20 protein-coding genes are annotated in these 25,153 nt (G+C 54.0%); 17 read left to right on the top strand and 3 right to left on the bottom strand.

The window, feature by feature from the left end; genetic code table 11:
- Nucleotides 1-71: 71 nt before the first annotated feature.
- Entirely contained in the window at nt 72-1,832 is a 1,761-nt protein-coding gene (gene ycaO / locus AC0XWG_RS22585) for a 30S ribosomal protein S12 methylthiotransferase accessory factor YcaO (RefSeq protein ID WP_033830109.1), read from the bottom strand.
- A gap of 126 nt (nt 1,833-1,958) precedes the next feature.
- Between ycaO and AC0XWG_RS22580 the strand changes: the two genes are divergently transcribed.
- The 6 genes from AC0XWG_RS22580 (at nt 1,959) to ihfB (ending at nt 8,367) form a co-directional block, all read left to right on the top strand.
- On the top strand, nt 1,959-2,651 hold the full coding sequence (locus AC0XWG_RS22580; protein ID WP_049005470.1) for a DUF421 domain-containing protein: 693 nt from the start codon (nt 1,959-1,961) through the stop codon (nt 2,649-2,651).
- Between the two features lie 162 nt (nt 2,652-2,813).
- The gene (gene serC / locus AC0XWG_RS22575) at nt 2,814-3,902 is read left to right on the top strand and encodes a 3-phosphoserine/phosphohydroxythreonine transaminase (protein WP_028019248.1); all 1,089 of its coding nucleotides are present in this window, start codon (nt 2,814-2,816) and stop codon (nt 3,900-3,902) included.
- Nucleotides 3,903-3,971: 69 nt separating this feature from the next.
- Entirely contained in the window at nt 3,972-5,255 is a 1,284-nt protein-coding gene (aroA, locus tag AC0XWG_RS22570) for a 3-phosphoshikimate 1-carboxyvinyltransferase (RefSeq protein ID WP_049005471.1), read from the top strand.
- Between the two features lie 185 nt (nt 5,256-5,440).
- On the top strand, nt 5,441-6,124 hold the full coding sequence (cmk, locus tag AC0XWG_RS22565; RefSeq protein WP_013097305.1) for a (d)CMP kinase: 684 nt from the start codon (nt 5,441-5,443) through the stop codon (nt 6,122-6,124).
- Nucleotides 6,125-6,235: 111 nt separating this feature from the next.
- Nucleotides 6,236-7,909, top strand: a complete 1,674-nt coding sequence (rpsA, locus tag AC0XWG_RS22560) for a 30S ribosomal protein S1 (RefSeq protein ID WP_008499966.1) — start codon at nt 6,236-6,238, stop codon at nt 7,907-7,909.
- 170 nt (nt 7,910-8,079) lie between these two features.
- Complete coding sequence (gene ihfB / locus AC0XWG_RS22555) at nt 8,080-8,367, top strand: integration host factor subunit beta (RefSeq protein WP_008499965.1); 288 nt, start codon at nt 8,080-8,082, stop codon at nt 8,365-8,367.
- A 94-nt stretch (nt 8,368-8,461) separates the two neighbouring features.
- Here ihfB and AC0XWG_RS22550 read toward each other — a convergent pair whose 3' ends face one another.
- On the bottom strand, nt 8,462-8,584 hold the full coding sequence (locus AC0XWG_RS22550) for a hypothetical protein (protein ID WP_255660271.1): 123 nt from the start codon (nt 8,582-8,584) through the stop codon (nt 8,462-8,464).
- Here AC0XWG_RS22550 and AC0XWG_RS22545 point away from each other — a divergent pair.
- From AC0XWG_RS22545 to AC0XWG_RS22515, 7 genes are all read left to right on the top strand, one after another.
- The gene (locus tag AC0XWG_RS22545; RefSeq protein ID WP_475681096.1) at nt 8,583-10,847 is read left to right on the top strand and encodes a ComEC family protein; all 2,265 of its coding nucleotides are present in this window, start codon (nt 8,583-8,585) and stop codon (nt 10,845-10,847) included. The two genes, AC0XWG_RS22550 and AC0XWG_RS22545, sit on opposite strands and share 2 nt — an antisense overlap.
- 36 nt (nt 10,848-10,883) lie before the next feature.
- The gene (gene msbA, locus AC0XWG_RS22540; RefSeq protein ID WP_028019244.1) at nt 10,884-12,632 is read left to right on the top strand and encodes a lipid A ABC transporter ATP-binding protein/permease MsbA; all 1,749 of its coding nucleotides are present in this window, start codon (nt 10,884-10,886) and stop codon (nt 12,630-12,632) included.
- Nucleotides 12,629-13,606 (top strand): tetraacyldisaccharide 4'-kinase, encoded by a 978-nt coding sequence (lpxK, locus tag AC0XWG_RS22535; RefSeq protein WP_028019243.1) that lies wholly within the window; start codon nt 12,629-12,631, stop codon nt 13,604-13,606. The genes msbA and lpxK overlap by 4 nt, the downstream gene beginning before the upstream one ends.
- Before the next feature lie 44 nt (nt 13,607-13,650).
- Nucleotides 13,651-14,880: a winged helix-turn-helix domain-containing protein gene (locus AC0XWG_RS22530; protein ID WP_028019242.1), complete on the top strand. Its 1,230-nt coding sequence runs from the start codon at nt 13,651-13,653 to the stop codon at nt 14,878-14,880.
- 45 nt (nt 14,881-14,925) lie between these two features.
- Nucleotides 14,926-15,108 (top strand): protein YcaR, encoded by a 183-nt coding sequence (gene ycaR, locus AC0XWG_RS22525; protein ID WP_006174474.1) that lies wholly within the window; start codon nt 14,926-14,928, stop codon nt 15,106-15,108.
- On the top strand, nt 15,105-15,851 hold the full coding sequence (gene kdsB / locus AC0XWG_RS22520; protein WP_108090342.1) for a 3-deoxy-manno-octulosonate cytidylyltransferase: 747 nt from the start codon (nt 15,105-15,107) through the stop codon (nt 15,849-15,851). Before ycaR ends, kdsB begins: the two co-directional genes overlap by 4 nt.
- Before the next feature lie 143 nt (nt 15,852-15,994).
- Nucleotides 15,995-16,888, top strand: a complete 894-nt coding sequence (locus AC0XWG_RS22515; RefSeq protein ID WP_049005477.1) for a YcbJ family phosphotransferase — start codon at nt 15,995-15,997, stop codon at nt 16,886-16,888.
- Here AC0XWG_RS22515 and elyC read toward each other — a convergent pair.
- Nucleotides 16,865-17,644, bottom strand: coding sequence for an envelope biogenesis factor ElyC (gene elyC / locus AC0XWG_RS22510; protein ID WP_129324402.1), 780 nt, complete (start codon nt 17,642-17,644; stop codon nt 16,865-16,867). The two genes, AC0XWG_RS22515 and elyC, sit on opposite strands and share 24 nt — an antisense overlap.
- 124 nt (nt 17,645-17,768) lie before the next feature.
- Between elyC and cmoM the strand changes: the two genes are divergently transcribed.
- From cmoM to mukB, 4 genes are read left to right on the top strand one after another with little or no spacing between them, the layout of a single operon-like run.
- Nucleotides 17,769-18,548 (top strand): tRNA uridine 5-oxyacetic acid(34) methyltransferase CmoM, encoded by a 780-nt coding sequence (gene cmoM, locus AC0XWG_RS22505; RefSeq protein WP_028019238.1) that lies wholly within the window; start codon nt 17,769-17,771, stop codon nt 18,546-18,548.
- 3 nt (nt 18,549-18,551) lie between these two features.
- The gene (gene mukF / locus AC0XWG_RS22500; protein ID WP_028019237.1) at nt 18,552-19,874 is read left to right on the top strand and encodes a chromosome partition protein MukF; all 1,323 of its coding nucleotides are present in this window, start codon (nt 18,552-18,554) and stop codon (nt 19,872-19,874) included.
- Nucleotides 19,855-20,559, top strand: coding sequence for a chromosome partition protein MukE (gene mukE, locus AC0XWG_RS22495; protein WP_028019236.1), 705 nt, complete (start codon nt 19,855-19,857; stop codon nt 20,557-20,559). Before mukF ends, mukE begins: the two co-directional genes overlap by 20 nt.
- The gene (gene mukB, locus AC0XWG_RS22490) at nt 20,559-25,010 is read left to right on the top strand and encodes a chromosome partition protein MukB (protein ID WP_028019235.1); all 4,452 of its coding nucleotides are present in this window, start codon (nt 20,559-20,561) and stop codon (nt 25,008-25,010) included. The genes mukE and mukB overlap by 1 nt, the downstream gene beginning before the upstream one ends.
- Nucleotides 25,011-25,153: the final 143 nt, after the last annotated feature.

Below are 25,153 nucleotides of genomic sequence, written 5' to 3'. Positions count from 1 at the left end.
GGGCAATGAAATTGCCCCGTAATATAGCCCAGACGATTGAATACGCCTACTGCTGCTAATGTTATGTGCGCTTATTTTGACCAGTAAGCGGCTTTTGCTTTCTGCAGTTTTTCATAGGCGTTCAGCAGCGACTGGTGCGCCGGGAAGGCTTTCAGATCGCTGTCAACAGCCTGCAGACCATAGAACGGCTCTTCGCCACTCAGGGCCGCACTGGCCGCTTCTACCGCCTCAGCACCGTACATCCGTACGAAGGCATTCAGATATTGCAGCGGCTCGCGATCGTCTTCCTGTGCAAGCAACAACAGCGTTTGCAGGCAGCGGTAATAGTTGGTTCGCTCGGCAGAGAAGACCGACTGGTTGAATTCCATGGTCCACTCGGTCCAGGCCAGGGCCTGATCCAAATCGCCACCCGCCAGGGCCAGCATGGCTTTCAACTCCCCGATGCGCAGGGTATACCAGCCGTTGTCTTTACCGGTCGCCAGGCCCAGCAGTTCGCGTACGCGGGTGAAGTCATCGTGACCTTCTTCGTCCAGTTGGGCGATCAGGTTCAGATAATCTTCTTTCTCCCATTCGCTGCCCGGCAGAGCCAGCAGCGTCTCGCGCAGATGCGCGCCCATGCTGTTATTCGCCAGCCACAGATCTTCAGCCGGGTAGATGTCGGACATACCTGGCACCAGAATACGGCAGGCGTAGACGCCAAGGTGTTCGTAGTCGGCAATATAGACTTCCTGATCTTCCGCGTCGAAGATCGCCATCAGCGTGGCGAACTCTTCTTCAGTGGTACCGGCAAAGCTCCAGTCCACGAACGGATAGTCTGCGTCCTGCTTAAACATATCCCAGGAGATCAAACCGCTGGAGTCGATGAAGTGGGTTTCGAGGTTGGTATGCTCGGCCACTTCTTCATCGTCAAACGTTGGCGGGGTGAACACGTCGAGATCTTTCAGACTACGGCCCTGCAGCAGTTCGGTGACGGTACGTTCCAGCGCCACGCCGAAGTCAGGGTGCGCGCCGAAGGAGGCGAAACAGGTGCCGTTGGTCGGGTTAAACAGCACGACGCAGATAACCGGGTATTTACCGCCCAGCGAGCCGTCATACGCAAAGATTGGGAAACCTTCTGCTTCCAGTTTGGCGATGGATTCCACCACGCCCGGGTAGCGCGCCAGCACGTCTGCCGGAATTTCAGGCAGGCTGATAGATTCGGCAATAATGCGGTTTTTGATGTGACGTTCGAAGACTTCGGAAAGACCCTGCACGCGCGCTTCATTGCGGGTGTTACCGGCGGACATACCGTTGGAGACATACAGGTTGCCGACGATGTTCATCGGAATATAGACGGTTTGCTCATCAGACTGACGGGTAAATGGCAGGGCACAGATACCGCGATCGTCGTTACCGGACTGCAGATCGATCAGCATGCTGGCAGTCAGTTCGTTTTCCGGATCGTAGAAGGCACGCAGGCGGGCGTCGAGAATACCTTCCGGCAGTTCGTCATCTTCGGTCAGTGGGAACCATTTTTCGTTTGGATAGTGAACAAACGGGCCGTTAGCGATGGTTTCGCCCAGCCAGAAGTCAGCGAAGAAATAGTTGGTGGACAGACGCTCAAAATACTCACCCAGCGCAGAGGCCAGTGCCGCTTTTTTTGTCGCACCTTTACCGTTGGTAAAGCACAGGGCACAGTCTTTATCGCGAATATGCACGGACCAGACATGAGGCACCGGATTGAGCCAGGAGGCTTCTTCGATGTTAAAGCCCAGGTCGGTCAGTTTCTGCTGGAAGCGAGCGATGGAATCTTCCAGAGCGGCGTCTTTGCCGGGGATAAATGTTTGAGTCATGGCGTTCACTTTTATCGTACGTAAAGCGCGCAATGATACGGGTTTTGCGTGACAGGTGCTATCTCCGGCGAAAATAAATGCCTGAGCTATGCTTATAGCCAGTAACCTACTGTAAGGCATAGAAAAATGAAAGCTTTCGATCTCCATCGGATGGCGTTTGATAAAGTCCCTCCTGAGTTTTTAGGCGAAGTCGCTCTGCGCAGTCTGTATACCTTCGTCCTGGTCTTTCTGTTTCTCAAGATTACGGGCCGTCGTGGCGTCCGGCAGATGTCGCTCTTTGAGGTATTGATTATCCTGACGCTGGGATCAGCGGCGGGTGACGTTGCCTTCTATGATGATGTGCCTATGGTGCCGGTGTTTATTGTCTTTGTCTCACTGGCGCTTATTTACCGTCTTGTCATGTGGCTGATGTCGAAAAGCGAAAAGCTGGAAGACCTGCTTGAAGGGAAGCCGGTTGTAATCGTCGAGGACGGACAGTTGGCCTGGGAAAATGTAAAAAGTGCCAACATGACCGAGTTTGAGTTCTTTATGGAGCTACGCCTGAATAGCGTGGAACAGCTCGGGCAGGTGCGTCTGGCAATAATGGAAACCAACGGGCAGATTAGCGTTTATTACTATTCTGACGAGGACGTAAAGCCCGGTCTCTGTATTTTACCGGACATGCTGATCGAACGTTTCAGAACGGTTCCTGAAGCTGGCGAATATGCCTGCGTACGATGTAGCCACGTGGTTGCGATGCAGCCGGGCGATCGTCAATTATGCCCCCGCTGTGCAAATCCGGAATGGTCGAAGGTTAGCCGGGCTAAACGGCTTACCTGACAGCCATTTTGTCGGTTTTGTCCTGACGAGGCGGTAGATTGTTTTGTGTGACGCGGGACACATTTCGCCGGCTATAAGTTTTAGACATTGCGGCGCGTGTCACTGAATGATAAAACCGATATCCACAGTTATAACTTATGGCTTTTAGCGTGGTGAGGGGAAATGGCTCAAGTCTTTAATTTCAGTTCAGGTCCGGCAATGTTACCGGCAGACGTGCTTAAACAGGCCCAACAGGAACTTTGTGACTGGAACGGTCTCGGTACGTCGGTGATGGAAATCAGCCACCGGGGTAAAGAGTTTATTCAGGTGGCGGAAGAGGCAGAAAAGGATTTTCGCGATCTGCTGAATATTCCCTCGAACTACAAAGTATTGTTCTGTCACGGCGGCGGACGCGGTCAGTTTGCAGGTGTACCGCTGAATATCCTCGGTAACAAAACGACGGCTGACTATGTTGACGCGGGTTACTGGGCGGCAAGTGCCGTTAAAGAAGCGCATAAATACTGCACGCCAAATGTTATCGACGCCAAAGTGACCGTTGACGGTCTGCGCGCCGTTAAGCCAATGAGCGAGTGGCAGCTTTCTGATAACGCAGCGTATCTGCACTACTGCCCGAACGAAACCATTGACGGGATTGCCATCGATGAGACGCCAAACTTCGGCAGCGATGTCGTGGTTGCCGCGGATTTCTCCTCCACCATTTTGTCTGCACCGATTGATGTCAGCCGCTACGGTGTTATCTATGCGGGCGCACAGAAAAATATCGGCCCGGCCGGTTTGACTATCGTCGTCGTGCGTGAAGACCTGCTGGGGAAAGCGCATAAATCTTGCCCGTCGATTCTCGATTACACCGTGCTGAACGATAACGATTCTATGTTCAACACCCCACCTACGTTTGCGTGGTACCTCTCCGGTCTGGTGTTCAAATGGCTGAAGCAAAACGGCGGTGTGGCGCAGATGGACAAGGTTAACCAGCAGAAAGCTGAACTGCTGTATGGCGTCATCGACAAGAGCGATTTCTACCGTAACGATGTCGCGAAAACCAATCGTTCCCGCATGAACGTGCCGTTCCAGCTGGCAGACAGCAACCTGGATAAAGTCTTCCTGGAAGAGTCCTTCGCGGCCGGCCTGCATGCACTGAAGGGACACCGTGTTGTTGGCGGTATGCGTGCCTCCATCTATAACGCGATGCCGCTGGAAGGCGTTAAAGCTCTAACCGATTTCATGATCGACTTCGAACGTCGCCACGGTTAATTACGCTGTTTTCACCCCCGTAGCCCTGCTGCGGGGTTTTTATTATGTTGATTTGAGAGTTAAGTTTTCATGGAATCCCTGACGTTACAACCTATCGCGCGGGTAGATGGCACCATTAATCTGCCTGGTTCAAAAAGTGTCTCGAACCGCGCTCTGCTGCTGGCAGCTCTGGCAAACGGCACCACTGTCCTCACAAATCTGCTGGATAGCGATGACGTACGCCACATGCTCAATGCGCTGAAAGCGTTGGGAGTTCAATACACGTTGTCTGACGACCGCACGCGTTGTGAAGTGACTGGTAACGGCGGTGCACTGCGCTCTGGTGAAGAGCTGGAGCTGTTTCTGGGGAACGCCGGTACCGCAATGCGTCCGCTGGCGGCAGCCCTGTGTCTGGGCAGCAACAATATTGTGCTGACCGGCGAGCCGCGCATGAAAGAGCGCCCGATTGGTCATCTGGTGGATGCGCTGCGTCAGGGCGGCGCGCAGATTGAGTATCTGGAGCAGGAAAACTACCCACCGCTGCGTCTGCGCGGAGGTTTTACCGGCGGAAGCGTTGAGGTTGACGGCAGCGTCTCCAGCCAGTTCCTGACGGCACTGCTGATGACTGCACCGCTGGCACCGCAGGACACGGTTATCACCATTAAGGGTGATCTGGTTTCCAAACCGTATATTGATATCACTCTGCACCTGATGAAAACCTTCGGTGTTGAGGTGGAGAACCAGTCCTATCAGCGCTTCGTGGTGCGTGGAGCACAGCAATATCAATCCCCGGGTAGCTACCTTGTTGAAGGTGATGCTTCCTCTGCATCCTATTTCCTGGCCGCTGGAGCAATTAAAGGCGGCACCGTAAAAGTGACCGGTATTGGCCGAAACAGCGTGCAGGGCGATATCCGTTTTGCGGACGTGCTGGAAAAAATGGGCGCTATTGTCACCTGGGGCGATGACTTCATCTCCTGTACCCACGGCGAGCTGAACGCCATCGACATGGACATGAACCATATCCCGGATGCGGCGATGACCATTGCCACGGCGGCGCTGTTTGCCAAAGGCACCACCACGCTGCGTAACATCTACAACTGGCGCGTAAAAGAGACGGACCGCCTGTTCGCAATGGCGACAGAGTTGCGAAAAGTCGGTGCCGAGGTGGAAGAGGGCGAAGACTACATTCGCGTGACCCCTCCGGCAAAACTGCAGTTTGCGGAAATCGGAACCTACAACGATCACCGTATGGCGATGTGTTTCTCGCTGGTGGCGCTGTCAGACACGCCGGTCACCATTCTTGACCCGAAATGTACCGCGAAAACCTTCCCGGACTACTTCGAACAGCTGGCACGCATTAGCACGCTGGCCTGATGATGTTTTGCCGCATCATCTGATGCGGCATTTCCTTACGTTTCCTGACGAACACTTCCGTTCATTTCTTCTACACTCTGCTTCAATCATTCCGTAATTTGCACGCAAAGGTAACAGTTGCGCACGTTGGCGCGTATAATGCGCGGCGTTCATGTAAACGGTATGCCTTATTTAAGGAGAAAAAGATGACGGCAGTTGCCCCGGTAATCACCATTGATGGGCCTAGTGGCGCAGGGAAAGGTACTCTGTGCAAAGCGATGGCGGAAGCATTGCAATGGCATCTTTTAGATTCGGGAGCAATCTATCGCGTGCTGGCTCTGGCAGCGCTGCATCACCATGTGGATGTTGCGTCTGAAGAAGCGCTGGTACCGCTGGCTGCGCATCTGGATGTGCGTTTTGTCTCGACCGATGGCAACCTGGAAGTCATCCTGGAAGGGGAAGACGTAAGTGGCGAAATTCGTACTCAGGAAGTCGCGAATGCGGCCTCTCAGGTGGCGGCTTTCCCGCGCGTTCGCGAGGCTCTGTTACGCCGTCAGCGCGCTTTCCGTGAAGCCCCGGGTCTGATCGCCGACGGACGCGATATGGGAACCGTGGTATTCCCTGATGCGCCAGTGAAAATTTTCCTTGACGCCTCTTCTGAAGAACGTGCTCAACGCCGCATGCTTCAGTTGCAGGAGAAGGGGTTTAGTGTTAACTTTGATCGCCTTTTATCCGAGATAAAAGAGCGTGATGACCGCGATCGTAACCGCGCCGTCGCCCCACTTGTTCCTGCAGAAGATGCATTAGTTCTGGATTCAACCAGTTTAACTATTGAGCAAGTGATTGAAAAAGCGCTACAATATGCGCGCCAAAAACTGGCACTCGCGTAATCGCGACCGATTTAGCAGTACCCCCGCTGCAATGGATTGACGGCGGGTATGTGAAACAACCCCATCCGGCACGGAGCCAGGTGGACGTTAATATTAACCTGAAGATTAAACATGACTGAATCTTTTGCTCAACTGTTTGAAGAATCCTTAAAAGAAATCGAAACCCGTCCGGGTTCCATCGTTCGCGGTGTTGTTGTTGCTATCGACAAAGACGTAGTACTGGTTGACGCCGGTCTGAAATCTGAGTCCGCCATTCCGGCAGAGCAGTTCAAAAACGCCCAGGGCGAGCTGGAAATCCAGGTTGGTGACGAAGTTGACGTTGCTCTGGACGCAGTAGAAGACGGCTTCGGTGAAACCCTGCTTTCTCGTGAGAAAGCTAAACGTCACGAAGCATGGATCACGCTGGAAAAAGCTTACGAAGAAGCTGAAACTGTGGTCGGTGTTATCAACGGCAAAGTTAAAGGTGGCTTCACTGTTGAGCTGAATGGTATTCGTGCGTTCCTGCCAGGTTCTCTGGTAGACGTTCGTCCAGTCCGTGACACCCTGCACCTGGAAGGCAAAGAGCTTGAGTTCAAAGTAATCAAGCTGGACCAGAAGCGTAACAACGTTGTTGTTTCCCGTCGTGCTGTTATCGAGTCCGAAAACAGCGCAGAACGCGATCAGCTGCTGGAAAACCTGCAGGAAGGCATGGAAGTCAAAGGTATCGTTAAGAACCTCACTGACTACGGCGCATTCGTTGACCTGGGCGGCGTTGATGGCCTGCTGCACATCACCGACATGGCGTGGAAACGCGTTAAGCACCCAAGTGAAATCGTGAACGTGGGCGACGAAATCACTGTTAAAGTGCTGAAGTTCGACCGCGAGCGTACTCGTGTATCCCTCGGCCTGAAACAGCTGGGCGAAGATCCATGGGTAGCTATCGCTAAGCGTTACCCAGAAGGTACTAAACTGACTGGTCGCGTTACTAACCTGACTGACTACGGCTGCTTCGTTGAGATCGAAGAAGGCGTTGAAGGTCTGGTGCACGTTTCCGAAATGGACTGGACCAACAAAAACATCCACCCATCCAAAGTTGTTAACGTTGGTGATGTAGTGGAAGTGATGGTTCTGGATATCGACGAAGAACGTCGTCGTATCTCCCTGGGCCTGAAACAGTGCAAAAACAACCCATGGCAGCAGTTCGCGGAAACCCACAACAAGGGTGACCGTGTTGAAGGTAAAATCAAGTCTATCACTGACTTCGGTATCTTCATCGGCCTGGACGGCGGCATCGATGGCCTGGTTCACCTGTCTGACATCTCCTGGAACGTTGCAGGCGAAGAAGCAGTTCGTGAATACAAAAAAGGCGACGAAATCGCTGCAGTTGTTCTGCAGGTTGACGCAGAGCGTGAGCGTATCTCCCTGGGCGTTAAACAGCTCGCAGAAGATCCGTTCAACAACTGGGTTGCACTGAACAAGAAAGGCGCAATCGTAAACGGTAAAGTGACTGCAGTTGACGCTAAAGGCGCAACCGTAGAACTGGCTGACGGCGTTGAAGGTTACCTGCGCGCTTCTGAAGCTTCCCGTGACCGCGTTGAAGATGCCACTCTGGTTCTGAACGTAGGCGACGACGTTGAAGCTAAGTTCACCGGTGTTGACCGTAAGAACCGTGCAATCAGCCTGTCTGTTCGTGCTAAAGACGAAGCTGATGAGAAAGATGCAATCGCAACTGTTAACAAACAGGAAGATGCAAACTTCTCTAACAACGCAATGGCTGAAGCTTTCAAAGCAGCTAAAGGCGAGTAATATCAAGTTCTCAGCATCATTTGAGCTGTAATGCATTTACAGCGTGAAGGATGAGGAGCAAACTTGACAGATTGCAGGATTCGTCCTGTAATCAATAACAAAGGGCGGCTACGGCCGCCCTTGTTTAATGAGCTGTTCAGCTAATTGGTTTGAAAGGAACCGGAGGAATCATGACCAAGTCAGAATTGATTGAAAGACTTGCCAGTCAGCAACCGCATATCCCTGCCAAGGCAGTGGAAGATGCCGTAAAAGAGATGCTGGAGCATATGGCCTCCACTCTTGCCCAGGGCGAGCGCATTGAAATCCGCGGTTTCGGTAGTTTTTCTCTGCACTATCGTGCTCCACGCACCGGGCGTAACCCGAAAACGGGTGATAAAGTCGAGCTGGAAGGTAAGTACGTTCCACACTTTAAGCCGGGTAAAGAACTGCGCGACCGCGCCAATATTTACGGTAACTGAGTTTAGCCATCGGGTTAAACTGGGTTCGAAAGAAAGCACCTGCGGGTGCTTTTTTTGTCTTTATCGTTTCAATTCTGAAGAAACCGCGCATTTTTCATTTCGCTTTCTGCAAACCAATAAAATCAATACAGCGCTTGCTGTAAAACGCATTTTTCTCAACTGACGGCTCACCCTGCCTGCCTGCATACTGCCTTTCCTGAGACAGGGAGGTAGTCATGAGAATTCCCGCTATTAGCGTCTGTGCCATTCTGGCGATAACTCCGTTACTCTGGTTACCTGAACTGCCACCACGCTATTTCGTGTGGATAATGATTGTTGGCGGAATAGGGTTGGCCGCGCAGCGGCGCGTACGACTGAAATATGTGGGGATCGGTTTATTATTTTGCGTATGGGGAATTCTTGCCGCTCAAGAGAGCGTCTGGCCGATGCAACATTTAACGTCAGATGCCGTACATGCTGAGGTAGAGATCACCGCCACTGATGGTTCAACAATGCATCAGGGAAAGATTATCAGCGTCGATGGCCAACGCGGGTGGACATCGGCTGGCGTAACATTGTATGGCAATGCACTGCCGCAAAAGGTTTGTGCCGGCCAGCGCTGGGCCATGACGCTCAGACTTAGGCCTGTACATGGAGAATTAAATGACGGGGGCTACGATCTTCAGCGAAGCGCGTTTGCCCAACATCAAACACTGAGTGGGCGCTTCACCCATGCGGAACTCGTCGATGGACGCTGTAGCCTGCGTGCTCAATACCTAATGTCTCTGCAAAACCGGCTTTCTTCTTATCAATGGGGGGCTGTTATCCTTGGATTGGGGATGGGAGAACGTCTGGACGTACCCCAGGAAATAAAAGACCTGATGCGGGAAACCGGCACACTCCATCTGATGGCAATTTCAGGACTGCATATTGCGATGGCAGCATCCATCGCCTGGCTACTCGCACGTGGGTTCCAGTTTTTATTACCCTGCCACTGGATCCGCTGGCAGATGCCTCTGCTGGCTGGGGTGGTTTTTGCTGCCTTCTACGCCTGGCTTACTGGTCTGCAACCCCCGGCATTGCGAACGGTTACCGCCATTACTATGCTGGCGGCGTTGCGGATCGCCGCCCGTCAATGGTCCCCCTGGGAGATCTGGTTTTGCTGTGTTGCGGCAATCCTGCTAATCGATCCATTAGCTGTGCTTTCACAGAGTCTGCTCTTGTCAGCCTTTGCGGTTACCGCACTGATTTTCTGGTTTCAGTGGTTGCCTCTTCCTCACGGACACAGGGCTCGCTGGATGCGGCCACTACTGAATCTGCTTTATCTTCAGATAGGAATGCTGCTGTTGCTCATGCCTTTGCAGGTCCTGATTTTCCATGGCTTCAGCATCTCTTCCCTGGTTGCGAATCTCTTTGCCGTTCCCCTGGTGACATTGGTCTCTGTCCCGCTGATCCTGCTCGGTATGCTGCTTCATCTGCTTCCACTGACGGCCCTGGAAAGTACCATCTGGTTTGCAGCCGAAAAGTCTCTGGCGGTATTGTTCTGGCTGCTGATGCGCCTGCCTGATGGCTGGCAAAATGTGGATCAACGCTGGCAGTCCCTCACATTACTCCCCTGGCTTATCATTGTTGGCTGGCGGTTTCGTGCCTGGAGCAGTGTTCCTGCCGTTTGCCTGGCTGGAAGTGTCATACTCACATTTCCCCTCTGGCGAACGGCAAAAAGCGATAGCTGGACGTTACATATGCTGGATGTGGGGCAGGGCCTGGCAATGGTTATTGAAAGACAGGGAAAAGCCATTCTCTATGATACCGGGCTCGCCTGGCCAGGCGGCGATAGTGCGCAGCGGTTAATTATTCCGTGGCTCCGTTGGCATCACCTGCGACCAGAAGGCGTAATTCTCAGTCATGAGCATCTTGACCATGCGGGAGGGCTGGTATCGCTGCAAAAAACATGGCCTGATTTGTGGATAAGAAGTCCATTACGCCAAGCGGGACATCATCCCTGTTTTCGTGGGCAGAGATGGATTTGGCAGGGGTTGACCTTCGCCGTCCATTGGCCACCTGAAAATTATCCTGCTCAAGGAAACAACCACTCCTGTGTGGTAAAAATTGACGACGGCGAGCAGAGTGTTCTGCTGACAGGGGACATTGAAGCGCAAGCGGAACAGGCAATGCTCAGCCATTACTGGCGTAATGTGACGTCTACACTCATACAGGTACCTCATCATGGCAGTAAGACGTCTTCTTCATTGCCACTGGTTCAACGGGTAGAAGGGCAAATTGCCCTGGATTCGGCGGCACGCTATAACGCATGGCGATTTCCGTCGGCGAAAGTGGTTCGACGTTATCGAAAAGAGGGATATATCTGGCACGATACCCCCCATTCTGGACAAATATCGGTGACATTTTCGCAACATCGCTGGCAAATCCTGCGCTTGCGAGAGCAATTTTTACCACGTTGGTATCATCAGTGGTTTGGCGCGCCCGTAGATAACGGGTAGAATATGCGGCTATTTCAACAAATGCTGGTTTTTTGAATGCATAACGACAAAGATCTCTCCACGTGGCAAACCTTCCGCCGACTCTGGCCGATGATTGCGCCCTTTAAACCAGGCTTGATCGTGGCGGGTGTAGCGTTAATCCTCAACGCAGCCAGCGATACTTTTATGCTATCGCTTCTCAAACCGTTACTGGACGACGGTTTTGGTAAAACGGATCGCTCAGTGTTGCTATGGATGCCTCTGGTGGTTATCGGACTGATGATCTTACGCGGCATCACCAGCTATATCTCCAGCTACTGTATTTCCTGGGTATCAGGGAAAGTGGTTATGACTATGCGTCGCCGTCTGTTCAGTCACATGATGGGCATGCCGGTCTCATTCTTTGATAAACAGTCGACCGGGACGCTGCTGTCTCGCATTACCTACGACTCAGAACAGGTTGCCTCCTCGTCATCAAGCGCACTGATTACCGTTGTGCGTGAGGGCGCGTCGATTATCGGCCTGTTCGCGATGATGTTCTATTACAGCTGGCAGCTGTCGATCATCCTTATCGTTCTGGCACCGGTGGTTTCTATTGCGATTCGCGTCGTCTCAAAACGTTTCCGCAATATCAGTAAGAATATGCAGAACACCATGGGGCAGGTGACGACCAGTGCAGAACAGATGCTGAAAGGACATAAAGAGGTGTTGATTTTCGGCGGTCAGGAAGTCGAAACCCACCGCTTTGACAAAGTCAGCAACAAAATGCGCCTGCAGGGGATGAAAATGGTGTCGGCCTCTTCAATCTCTGACCCTGTTATTCAGCTGATTGCCTCTCTGGCACTGGCATTCGTTCTGTATGCGGCAAGCTTCCCTAGCGTGATGGAGACGCTGACGGCGGGTACTATCACCGTGGTCTTCTCCTCGATGATTGCTCTGATGCGTCCACTGAAATCGCTGACAAACGTCAATGCCCAGTTCCAGCGTGGGATGGCTGCTTGTCAGACTCTCTTCAGCATTCTGGATTCCGAGCAGGAGAAAGATGAAGGTACACGCGTGATTGAGCGCGCCCGTGGCGATGTCGAATTCCGCAATGTCACTTTCGCCTATCCTGGCCGTGAAACTCCGGCCCTGCGCAACATCAACCTGACCATTCCGGCGGGGAAAACTGTTGCACTGGTTGGTCGTTCCGGTTCAGGTAAATCGACCATTGCCAGCCTGATCACCCGTTTCTATGATATTAACGAAGGTGAGATTCTGTTGGATGGCCATGACCTGCGAGAGTACACCCTGCAGTCGCTGCGTAACCAGGTTGCGCTGGTCTCACAGAACGTGCATCTGTTCAACGATACTGTTGCAAACAACATTGCTTATGCACGCACTGATGAATACAGCCGCGAGCAGATTGAAAACGCCGCGCGTATGGCGTACGCAATGGACTTTATCAACAAGATGGATAACGGACTGGATACCATAATCGGTGAGAACGGGGTGCTACTCTCCGGTGGGCAGCGTCAACGTATCGCCATTGCGCGTGCGCTGCTGCGCGATAGCCCAATTCTGATCCTTGATGAAGCGACCTCGGCGCTGGATACGGAATCGGAACGCGCGATTCAGTCAGCCCTGGATGAACTGCAAAAGAACCGTACATCGCTGGTGATTGCGCACCGTCTGTCGACTATCGAGCAGGCTGATGAAATCGTCGTGGTTGAAGATGGCATCATTGTTGAACGCGGAAGTCATACTGATTTGCTGGAGCACCGTGGTGTTTACGCCCAGCTTCATAAGATGCAGTTTGGCGCATGATTGCACGCATCTGGTCCGGTGAATCGCCGCTGTGGCTACTGCTTCTACCGCTCTCCTGGCTTTATGGCCTGGTGAGCGGTGTCATTCGTCTTCTTTATCGTCTGGGGCTCAAACGCGCATGGCGCGCGCCGGTTCCGGTAGTGGTTGTCGGTAACCTCACCGCCGGTGGCAACGGTAAAACGCCAGTCGTTATCTGGCTGGTGGAACAGTTGCAAAAACGCGGTATACGCCCCGGCGTAGTGTCGCGCGGGTATGGCGGCAAGGCAACGCATTACCCACTGCTGCTGACGGATGAAACATCGACTGCTGAAGCGGGTGATGAACCGGTTTTAATTTACCAGCGTACCGGCACTCCGGTTGCGGTTTCTCCGGTGCGCAGCGACGCCGTGCAGGCACTGCTTGCAGAACATGCGGTACAAATCATCATCACTGATGATGGTCTGCAGCATTATGCTCTGGCGCGTGACAAAGAGATTGTGGTTATTGATGGCGTTCGTCGTTTTGGCAATGGCTGGTGGCTGCCGGCCGGGCCGATGCGCGAACGCGCTTCACGTCTGAAATCCGTAGATGCGGTCATTGTGAATGGCGGTGTGGCAAAAACGGGTGAAATCCCTATGCATCTCCATCCTGGTCTGGCGGTGAATTTGCAGACCGGGGAACGCCGGGAAGTTGCACAACTTCCCGCCCTGGTGGCGATGGCCGGTATTGGCCATCCTCCACGTTTCTTCACGACGCTGGAACAGTGTGGCGCACAGCTTGAAAAATGTGTGCCGCTGGCGGACCACCAGGCGCTGGTGGAACAGCAGGTCGATGCCCTGACTATGCCGGGACAGACGCTGATCATGACCGAAAAAGATGCGGTGAAATGCCGTGCCTTTGCAAAAGAAAACTGGTGGTACCTGCCGGTTGACGCTGAACTCAGCGGCGAGCAACCGGAACAATTACTCAAGGAACTGATCGCGTTGGTGAAGTGAAGGCTTACGCGGTTCTGGTGGCGCTTTGACTGACAGGAAAACGCATGTCTTTACCGCAACTCTCGCTTTCAGCCGCACGTAATTTGCACCTTGCTGCGCAGGGGTTACTCAAAAAACCCCGTCGCCGCGCGCAATCTGCCGATATCCTCTCTACCGTTCAGCGCATGTCGCTACTTCAAATCGACACCATTAACATCGTGGCCCGTAGCCCTTATCTGGTGCTGTTTAGCCGTCTGGGGAATTATCCCTCGCAATGGCTGGATGAGGCTCTCAGCAAAGGGGAGTTAATGGAGTACTGGGCGCACGAAGCCTGTTTCCTGCCTCGCAGTGATTTTGCCCTGGTTCGTCACCGGATGCTTGCTCCGGAGAAGATGGGCTGGAAGTACCGGCAAGAGTGGATGCTGGAACATGCAACTGAGATTGAGCAACTCATCCGCCACATTCAGGAAAACGGACCTGTACGTTCTGCCGATTTTGAGCATCCGCGAAAAGGTACGAGCGGCTGGTGGGAGTGGAAGCCGCACAAACGCCATCTTGAAGGACTGTTTACGTCAGGCCAGGTCATGGTGATTGAACGGCGTAATTTTCAGCGTGTATACGACCTGACCCATCGTGTGATGCCTCACTGGGACGATGAGCGTGACTTATTGACTCAGGAAGCGGCTGAGGATGTCATGCTGGAAAACAGTGCCCGCAGTCTGGGTATTTTCCGCCCACAGTGGCTGGCAGATTATTACCGCCTGCGCCAGCCCGCGCTGAAACCATTGCTGGAAATATGGCAGCGCGAACAGCGAGTCGTTCCCGTCACAGTGGAAACACTGGGAGAAATGTGGCTGCATTCGGAGCTACTTCCGCTTCTGCCTCAGGCTCAGGAAGGAAAACTTCAGGCAACACATAGCGCGGTGCTGTCTCCTTTCGATCCGGTGGTTTGGGACAGAAAAAGAGCCGAGCAACTGTTCGGTTTTACTTACCGACTGGAGTGCTACACTCCAGCCCCGAAGCGCCAGTATGGTTACTTTGTTCTGCCTCTGCTGCACAAGGGGCAGCTTGTCGGGCGCATGGACGCCAAAATGCACCGTAAAACCGATACGCTTGAGGTCATCGCGCTCTATCTGGAAGAGGGTATCAGAGTGTCAGCGAGTCTGGAAAAAGGGTTAGCGTCCGCTATAAGTGATTTTGCTCGCTGGCAGGGGGCCAGCAACGTGACGCTGGGGCGGGTACCTGACGGACTGTTTACAACCTGCCGAAGTGGCTGGGAAACAGGCACTCTCTGAAAAGGGAATGTGGTAAGCTTTAATGATTACCCATACGGAGGAACTATGGATCACCGTTTACTTGAAATTATTGCCTGCCCGGTGTGCAACGGCAAACTCTACTATAGCCAGGACAAACAAGAGCTGATTTGCAAGCTGGACAGCCTGGCTTTCCCGCTGCGTGACGGCATTCCGGTATTGCTGGAAAACGAAGCCCGCTCCCTGGTGGCAGAAGAGAGCAAGCCATGAGTTTTGTTGTCATTATTCCTGCGCGTTATGCGTCAACGCGACTGCCGGGTAAACCACTGGTGGATATCAACGGCAAGCCGATGATTGTGCATGTCCTGGAGCGTGCACGTGAATCGGGTGCCGATCGCGTTATCGTTGCTACCGATCATCCGGACGTCGCCCGCGCGGTCGAGGCAGTCGGCGGAGAGGTGTGCATGACCCGTGCCGATCACCAGTCCGGCACTGAACGTCTGGCGGAAGTGGTTGAAAAATGCGGTTTTAGTGACGATACGGTCATCGTTAACGTCCAGGGCGACGAGCCGATGATCCCGGCGGTTATTATCCGTCAGGTGGCGGAAAACCTGGCACAACGTCAGGTCGGTATGGCCACACTCGCAGTACCCATTCACCACGCTGAAGAAGCATTCAACCCGAATGCGGTGAAGGTGGTGATGGATACCGAAGGTTATGCGCTCTATTTCTCCCGCGCCACGATTCCGTGGGATCGCGATCGCTTTGCGCTCTCTAAAGAGACTATCGGTGATTCATTCCTGCGCCATCTGGGGATTTACGGCTATCGCGCCGGCTTTATTCGTCGATATGTCACCTGGGCACCCAGCCCGTTGGAACATATTGAAATGCTGGAGCAGCTTCGTGTGCTCTGGTACGGTGAAAAAATCCACGTTGCTGTTGCCATGGAAGTGCCTGGAACGGGCGTTGATACACCGGAAGATCTTGAGCGCGTTCGCGCCGAACTGCGTTAATATTGCCTTCATCCCTCCTTTCGGGGGGATGTTCTCTCCCTGCTATTTTTTCCCTTTCTTTTCCATAATTGATCTCTTCCGGGTGACATCTTCATTCTGCGCGCTCATTATAAAAGCAGTAGTCTTGATGGGGGTAATCTCATATGGAACAGCTGCGTGCCGAACTTAGCCATCTGCTGGGCGAGAAGTTAAGCCGGGTTGAGTGCGTGAGTGAAAAGGCCGATACCGCGCTCTGGTCGTTGTATGACAGTCAGGGTAACCCAATGCCACTGATGGCCAGAAGTTTTACCTCGCCGGGGGTTGCCAGGCAGCTTGCGTGGAAAATGTCGATGCTGGCACGGGAGGGGACCGTGCGTATGCCAACGGTGTACGGCGTGATGACACATGAGGAACACCCCGGCCCGGACGTACTGCTGATCGAGCGTTTGCGTGGCGTGCCTGTTGAAGCACCGGCGCGTACGCCGGAACGCTGGGAACAGTTGAAAGACCAGATAGTCGAGGCGCTGCTGGCCTGGCACCGTCAGGATAGCCGTGGACTTGTCGGTCCGGTCGACAGTACCCAGGAAAACCTGTGGCCGCTGTGGTATCGCCAGCGGGTTGAAGTACTGTGGGGGACGCTTAACCAGTTCAATAACACCGGTTTAACTATGCAGGACAAACGTATTCTGTTTCGCACCCGCGAGTGCTTACCGGCGCTGTTTGAAGGCTTTAATGATAACTGCGTGCTGATCCACGGTAATTTTACCCTGCGCAGCATGCTGAAAGATTCCCGCAGCGATCAGCTTCTGGCGATGGTCGGGCCGGGGATCATGCTCTGGGCTCCGCGCGAATATGAGTTATTCAGGCTCAGCGACAGCGGGGCGGCGGAAGGTTTACTTTGGCACTACCTTCAACGCGCGCCCGTTGCAGAAGCGTTTCTCTGGCGACGCTGGCTTTATCTGCTTTGGGACGAAGTCGCGCAATTGGTCAATACCGGGCGTTTTAATCGCGCAAACTTCGATCTGGCGACAAAATCACTCTTGCCCTGGCTCGCCTGAGGAACCTTTCAGCCACTGCCAGAGGCGACCGAGCGTCTCATAGCCGACGCGATCGCTATGCATCAGCCACGCCGGGGACGGGATTGCCCGTTCCCATGGGTTGAGCGGGGCATCAATGGCCATCTGGTTTGCCGGTGCGGGAAGCGGGTGCAGACCTTGTTTTTCAAAGAAAATCATCGCTCGTGGCAGGTGTGAGGCGGAGGTCACCAGTAAGAATGGGACATCGCCAATCGCCTGCTTCACTGCAGCCGCCTCTTCTTCGGTATCTTTTGGGTTGTCCAGAGTGATGATAGCGGATCGTGGCACGCCGAGTGATTCCGCGACTCTGGCACCTGCTTCAGCCGTACTTACCGGGTTCGTTTTGGCCGCCGCGCCGGTGAAGATCATTTTTGATCCCGGGTTAGCAAGCCACAGGCGAATACCTTCGTTTAACCTTGGCAAGCTATTGTTGATCAGGTTTGAGCTGGGTGCCCAGTCAGGGTCCCAGGTATATCCGCCGCCCAGCACCACGATGTACGCTACTTTCTGATTTCCCTGCCATGTCGGGTACTTATTTTCGATTGGGCGTAACAGGCCATCCGCGATCGGCTGCAGGCTCAACAGCAGCAAGACAAACCAGCCAAGCGTGATAAGCGTTTTGCCGCTTCTCTGAAAGCGACTGAACCACACCAGCGCCAGCCCCAGCGCGATGATGATGAGCAACAGAGGAAGGGGAAGCATCATCCCTCCAATGTATTTCTTAAGGGTAAAAAGCATCCTTTTTGGTTCCTTTTTTGACCATATAGCAGGTGATTACCCGTGATATTACACCAGAGAGGTTCATTCTCCGCGCGGGTGTGACAAAATAGCGGTTTTGCAGTTAGCGAGTGGAACTCTCCCAATGCGGGATCGCAATTTTGATGACATCGCGGAAAAGTTTTCGCGCAACATTTATGGCACCACGAAAGGGCAGTTACGTCAGACGATCCTCTGGCAGGATCTGGACAACATTCTTGCCACCTTTGGCGGTCAAACGTTGCGTGTGCTGGACGCCGGAGGCGGTGAAGGGCAGACGGCGATAAAAATGGCCGAGCGCGGTCATCACGTCACGCTTTGCGATCTTTCTGCTGAAATGGTCGCCCGTGCGACGCGTGCAGCAGAAGAGAAAGGTGTGAGCGACAACATGCATTTTATACAATGCGCCGCTCAGGATATCTCACAGCATTTGGAAACCCAGGTTGATCTGATATTGTTTCATGCGGTGCTGGAGTGGGTTGCCGATCCGCAAAGTGTGTTACAAACCCTGTGGTCGATGTTACGCCCGGGCGGCACGCTGTCGCTGATGTTCTACAATGCTAACGGCTTCCTGATGCATAACATGGTTGCAGGTAACTTCGACTATGTTCAGGTCGGGATGCCGAAAAAGAAAAAGCGCACGCTTTCCCCGGACTATCCGCGCGATCCACAGCAGGTGTACGGCTGGCTGGAAGAGATTGGCTGGCAGATCGTTGGGAAGACGGGCGTCAGGGTGTTTCATGATTATCTGCGTGAAAAACACAAACAGCGTGACTGTTTTGACACCTTAACAGAATTAGAAACGCGGTATTGCCGTCAGGAGCCTTTTATCAGCCTTGGCCGCTATATTCACGTCACCGCGCACAAGCCGCAGATGCAAGGATAACCTATGAGTGAATTTTCCCAGACAGTCCCCGAACTGGTTGCCTGGGCCAGGAAAAACGATTTCTCCATCTCGCTGCCGGTAGACAGACTCTCTTTCCTGCTGGCGGTTGCCACGCTGAACGGCGAACGGTTGGATGGTGAAATGAGCGAGGGTGAACTGGTGGATGCGTTCCGCCATGTCAGTGATGCGTTTGAGCAAACCAGCGAAACCATTAGCGTGCGTGCCAACAACGCAATCAACGATATGGTGCGTCAACGTCTGCTGAACCGCTTTACCAGCGAGCAGGCGGAAGGAAACGCCATCTATCGCCTGACGCCACTGGGCATCGGCATCACCGATTACTACATTCGCCAGCGTGAATTTTCCACGCTGCGTCTTTCCATGCAGCTCTCGATTGTTGCGGGTGAACTTAAACGTGCTGCCGATGCTGCGGATGAAAACGGTGACGAATTCCACTGGCACCGCAATGTTTACGCGCCGCTGAAATACTCGGTAGCGGAGATTTTCGACAGTATCGATCTGACGCAGCGTCTGATGGACGAACAGCAGCAGCAGGTGAAAGACGATATTGCGCAACTGCTCAACAAAGACTGGCGCGCGGCTATCTCCAGCTGCGAACTGTTGCTGTCAGAAACCTCCGGCACGCTGCGTGAACTGCAGGATACGCTGGAGGCCGCAGGGGATAAGCTCCAGGCCAACCTGCTACGCATTCAGGATGCGACCATGGCACATGACGATCTGCATTTTGTCGACCGTCTGGTCTTTGATTTGCAGAGTAAACTCGATCGCATTATTAGCTGGGGACAGCAGTCGATCGACCTGTGGATCGGCTACGACCGCCATGTGCATAAATTTATCCGTACCGCGATTGATATGGATAAAAACCGCGTCTTTGCCCAGCGTCTGCGTCAGTCTGTGCAGACCTATTTCGATGCGCCGTGGGCGCTGACCTACGCTAATGCCGATCGTCTGCTGGATATGCGCGACGAAGAGATGGCGCTGCGTGATGAAGAGGTGACCGGTGAACTGCCACCGGATCTGGAATACGAAGAATTCAACGAAATTCGTGAGCAACTTGCGGCCATGATCGAAGAACAGCTCGCTGTCTACAAAACCAGACAAGTGCCGCTGGATCTTGGTCTCGTGGTGCGCGACTATCTGGCGCAATATCCTCGTGCACGCCACTTCGATGTTGCACGCATTGTGGTAGACCAGGCGGTGCGCCTGGGTGTCGCACAAGCAGATTTCACCGGACTGCCGCCGAAGTGGCAGCCAATTAACGATTACGGAGCCAAGGTACAGGCGCATGTCATTGACAAATATTGAACAAGTGATGCCAGTTAAGCTGGCACAGGCGCTGGCGAATCCGTTATTTCCGGCGCTGGACAGCCAGCTGCGTGCCGGTCGTCACATTGGCTTAGACGAGCTGGATAATCACGCCTTTTTGATGGACTTCCAGGAGTACCTGGAAGAGTTTTATGCACGCTATAACGTGGAGCTTATCCGCGCACCGGAAGGGTTTTTCTACCTGCGTCCACGCTCCACGACGCTGATTCCGCGCTCCGTGCTCTCCGAGCTGGATATGATGGTCGGCAAAATTCTTTGCTACCTCTATCTCAGCCCGGAACGTCTGGCGAATGAAGGGATCTTCACCCAGCAGGAACTTTACGACGAGCTGTTGACGCTGGCAGATGAGAGCAAGCTGCTTAAGCTGGTGAACAACCGCTCCACGGGTTCGGATCTCGATCGTCAGAAATTACAGGAAAAAGTTCGTTCTTCCCTGAACCGTCTGCGTCGTCTGGGTATGGTCTGGTTTATGGGCCACGACAGCAGCAAATTCCGCATCACGGAATCTGTCTTCCGCTTCGGCGCCGATGTGCGTACGGGTGATGACGCGCGTGAGGCGCAGCTTCGCATGATCCGCGATGGTGAAGCGATGCCGGTGGAAAACCATTTGCAGCTCAATGATGAGCATGAAGAGAATCTGCCGGATAGCGGGGAGGAAGAGTAATGATTGAACGCGGTAAATTTCGCTCACTAACGCTGATTAACTGGAACGGCTTCTTCGCCCGAACGTTCGATCTGGATGAGCTGGTCACGACGCTCTCCGGCGGTAACGGTGCGGGTAAATCCACCACCATGGCGGCGTTTGTTACGGCGCTGATTCCCGATCTGACGCTGCTTCACTTCCGTAACACCACCGAAGCGGGGGCAACAAGCGGCTCCCGTGATAAAGGTCTGCACGGTAAGCTGAAGGCTGGCGTCTGCTATTCGGTGCTGGACGTCATTAACTCCCGTCATCAGCGTGTGGTGGTGGGCGTACGCCTGCAGCAGGTCGCGGGTCGCGACCGTAAAGTGGATATCAAACCGTTTGCGATCCAGGGGCTGCCAACATCAATGCAGCCGACGGCGCTGCTGACGGAAACCCTGAACGAGCGCCAGGCGCGCGTGCTGACGCTGCAGGAGCTGAAAGACAAGCTCGAAGCCATCGAAGGCGTGCAGTTCAAGCAGTTCAACTCTATTACCGACTACCACTCGCTGATGTTCGATCTGGGCGTGGTGGCGCGTCGTCTGCGCACGGCATCAGACCGTAGCAAATACTATCGTCTGATCGAAGCGTCGCTGTACGGTGGTATCTCCAGCGCCATTACCCGCTCGCTGCGAGACTACCTGCTGCCGGAAAACAGCGGCGTGCGTAAGGCCTTCCAGGATATGGAAGCCGCACTGCGTGAAAACCGCATGACGCTGGAAGCGATTCGCGTTACCCAGTCTGACCGCGACCTGTTTAAACACCTGATCAGCGAAGCTACTAACTACGTGGCTGCGGACTACATGCGTCACGCCAACGAGCGCCGCGTGCATCTTGATCAGGCATTAGAGTACCGTCGCGAGCTGTTTACCTCCCGTAAACAGCTGGTGGCCGAGCAGTACAAGCACGTCGAAATGGCGCGCGAGCTGGGCGAGCACACCGGTGCTGAGGGCGATCTGGAAGCGGATTACCAGGCCGCCAGCGATCACCTGAATCTGGTGCAGACCGCACTGCGCCAGCAGGAGAAAATCGAACGCTACGAAGCGGACCTCGATGAGCTGCAAATTCGTCTCGAAGAACAGAATGAAGTGGTGGCTGAAGCTGCCGACATGCAGGAAGAGAACGAAGCCCGCGCTGAAGCCGCCGAACTGGAAGTCGATGAGCTGAAAAGCCAGCTTGCTGATTATCAGCAGGCGCTGGATGTGCAGCAGACGCGTGCAATTCAATACACCCAGGCATTGCAGGCGTTACAGCGTGCAAAAGAGCTGTGCCACCTGCCTGATCTGACACCAGAAAGCGCTGATGAGTGGCTGGATACCTTCCAGGCTAAAGAGCAGGAAGCAACCGAGAAGCTGCTCTCTCTCGAACAGAAAATGAGCGTCGCGCAAACGGCACACAGCCAGTTTGAACAAGCTTATCAGTTGGTGGTGGCGATTAACGGTCCGCTTGCGCGCAATGAAGCATGGGACATCGCCCGCGAATTGCTGCGCGACGGCGTGAACCAGCGACATCTGGCCGAGCAGATGCAGCCACTGCGTATGCGTCTGAACGAGCTGGAACAGCGCTTGCGCGAGCAACAGGAAGCGGAGCGTCTGCTGGCAGAGTTCTGCAAGCGTCAGGGTAAAAATTACGATATCGACGATCTCGAGGCTCTGCATCAGGAGCTGGAAGCGCGTATCGCCGCACTCTCCGACACCGTCTCCAGCGCCAGCGAACAGCGTATGACCCTGCGTCAGGAGATGGAGCAGCTTCAGTCTCGTTCTCAAACTCTGTTGCAGCGTGCGCCTGTCTGGCTGGCGGCGCAAAGCAGCCTGAACCAGCTCAGCGAGCAGTGCGGCGAAGAGTTTACATCCAGCCAGGAAGTGACCGAATACCTGCAGCAACTGCTGGAGCGCGAGCGCGAGGCCATTGTTGAGCGTGATGAAGTGGGCGCGCGTAAGCGTGACGTTGATGAAGAGATTGAACGCTTAAGCCAGCCGGGTGGTGCGGAAGATCCGCGTCTGAATACCCTGGCTGAACGTTTCGGCGGTGTGCTGTTGTCCGAGATTTACGACGATGTCGGACTGGACGATGCCCCGTACTTCTCAGCACTCTATGGCCCATCGCGTAACGCGATTGTGGTGCCGGATTTGTCGCTGGTTTCCGAGCAGCTTGCTGGTCTGGAAGATTGCCCGGAAGATCTCTACCTGATCGAAGGGGATCCGCAGTCGTTCGATGACAGCGTATTCAGTGTCGACGAGCTGGAAAAAGCGGTGGTGGTGAAAATCGCTGACCGTCAGTGGCGTTATTCCCGCTTCCCTGAGCTGCCTCTGTTTGGTCGCGCTGCACGTGAAAGCCGCATTGAAAGTTTGCACGCCGAGCGAGAAACGTTGTCTGAACGTTTTGCGACGTTGTCGTTTGACGTGCAGAAAACCCAGCGCCTGCACCAGGCATTTAGCCGCTTTATCGGCAGCCACCTGGGCGTGGCGTTTGATGCTGACCCGGAAGCGGAAATCCGTAAGCTCAATACCCGTCGTGGTGAACTGGAACGAGCCATTGCCAGTCATGAAAATGACAACCAGCAGAGCCGTGTTCAGTTCGAACAAGCGAAAGAGGGCGTTGCTGCTCTTAACCGCATTTTGCCACGCCTGAATCTGCTGGCGGATGAAACCCTGGCCGACCGTGTGGATGAGATCCAGGAACGTCTTGATGAAGCCCAGGAAGCTGCGCGTTTCATTCAGCAGCATGGTAATCAACTGGCGAAGCTGGAGTCGGTTGTCTCTGTTCTGCAGAGTGACCCGGAACAGTTTGAGCAGTTAAAAGAAGACTATGCCTGGTCGCAACAGGTGCAGCGCGAAGCGCGTCAGCAGGCATTTGCCCTGACGGAAGTCGTGCAGCGTCGTGCACATTTCGGCTACTCCGATTCGGCTGAAATGCTGAGCGGCAACAGCGACCTGAATGAAAAGCTGCGTCAGCGTCTTGAGCAGGCTGAAGCGGAACGTACGCGTGCTCGCGAAGCGATGCGTAGCCACTCGGCACAGCTGAACCAGTACAACCAGGTGCTGGCCTCGCTGAAAAGCTCCTTCGACACCAAGAAAGAGCTGTTAAACGACCTGCAGAAAGAGCTTCAGGACATCGGCGTTCGTGCCGACAGCGGTGCAGAAGAACGGGCGCGTATTCGCCGTGACGAACTGCATTCCCAGCTCAGTAATAACCGCGCACGCCGCAATCAGCTGGAAAAAGCGCTGACCTTCTGCGAAGCAGAAATGGATAACCTGACGCGTCGCCTGCGTAAACTGGAACGCGACTACCATGAAATGCGCGAGCAGGTCGTGACCGCGAAAGCGGGCTGGTGCGCAGTAATGCGGATGGTGAAAGACAACAACGTTGAGCGCCGTCTGCACCGTCGCGAGCTGGCGTATCTCTCTGCCGATGAACTGCGCTCTATGTCGGATAAGGCGTTGGGTGCGCTGCGTCTGGCGGTCGCGGACAACGAGCACCTGCGCGATGTACTGCGCATGTCAGAGGATCCGAAACGTCCTGAGCGTAAAATTCAGTTCTTTGTGGCCGTTTATCAGCACCTGCGTGAACGTATTCGTCAGGATATCATTCGTACCGACGATCCGGTCGAAGCCATCGAACAGATGGAAATTGAGCTGGGTCGTCTGACGGAAGAACTGACCTCACGTGAGCAGAAGCTGGCGATTAGCTCTCGCAGCGTGGCGAATATCATCCGCAAAACCATTCAGCGCGAGCAGAACCGTATTCGTCAGTTGAACCAGGGCCTGCAGAGCGTATCGTTTGGCCAGGTAAACAGCGTGCGTCTTAACGTCAATGTGCGTGAAGCCCACTCGACGCTGCTGGAAGTGCTCTCAGAGCAGCACGAACAGCATCAGGATCTGTTCAATAGCAACCGTCTGACCTTCTCTGAAGCCCTGGCGAAGCTGTATCAGCGTCTGAACCCGCAGATTGATATGGGGCAACGCACGCCGCAAACCATCGGTGAAGAGCTGCTGGATTACCGTAACTATCTGGAAATGGAAGTTGAGGTTAACCGTGGTTCCGACGGCTGGCTGCGTGCGGAATCGGGGGCGCTCTCTACGGGGGAAGCAATTGGTACCGGGATGTCCATTCTGGTGATGGTGGTACAGAGCTGGGAAGATGAAGCACGCCGCCTGCGCGGCAAAGACATCTCCCCATGTCGACTGCTGTTCCTGGATGAAGCGGCGCGTCTTGATGCCCGCTCTATTGCTACGCTGTTTGAGCTTTGCGAGCGTCTTGATATGCAGCTCATCATTGCGGCACCGGAAAACATCAGTCCTGAAAAAGGGACCACCTATAAGCTGGTGCGTAAGGTGTTCCAGAACAGCGAACACGTTCACGTTGTTGGGCTGCGTGGTTTTGCCCCTCAGCCGCCAGAGTCATTACCGGAAACCACGGCGGACGCTTCCTGAAGCGTTTCCTGATCAGGAGCGGCGCATTGGCGCCGCTTTTTTTTTAAACTTAACTTGTGCTTAGGGCTGCGTTATCTTTAAACTTCTTTACATAAGGTAAGGCAACTGATTTGCCGTCTACCTATAATAGAAGAAAGCCCCAC

The sequence above is a fragment of the Enterobacter sp. DVT3837 genome (assembly GCF_056238685.1).
This window is presented reverse-complemented; position numbering and strand designations above follow the sequence as displayed.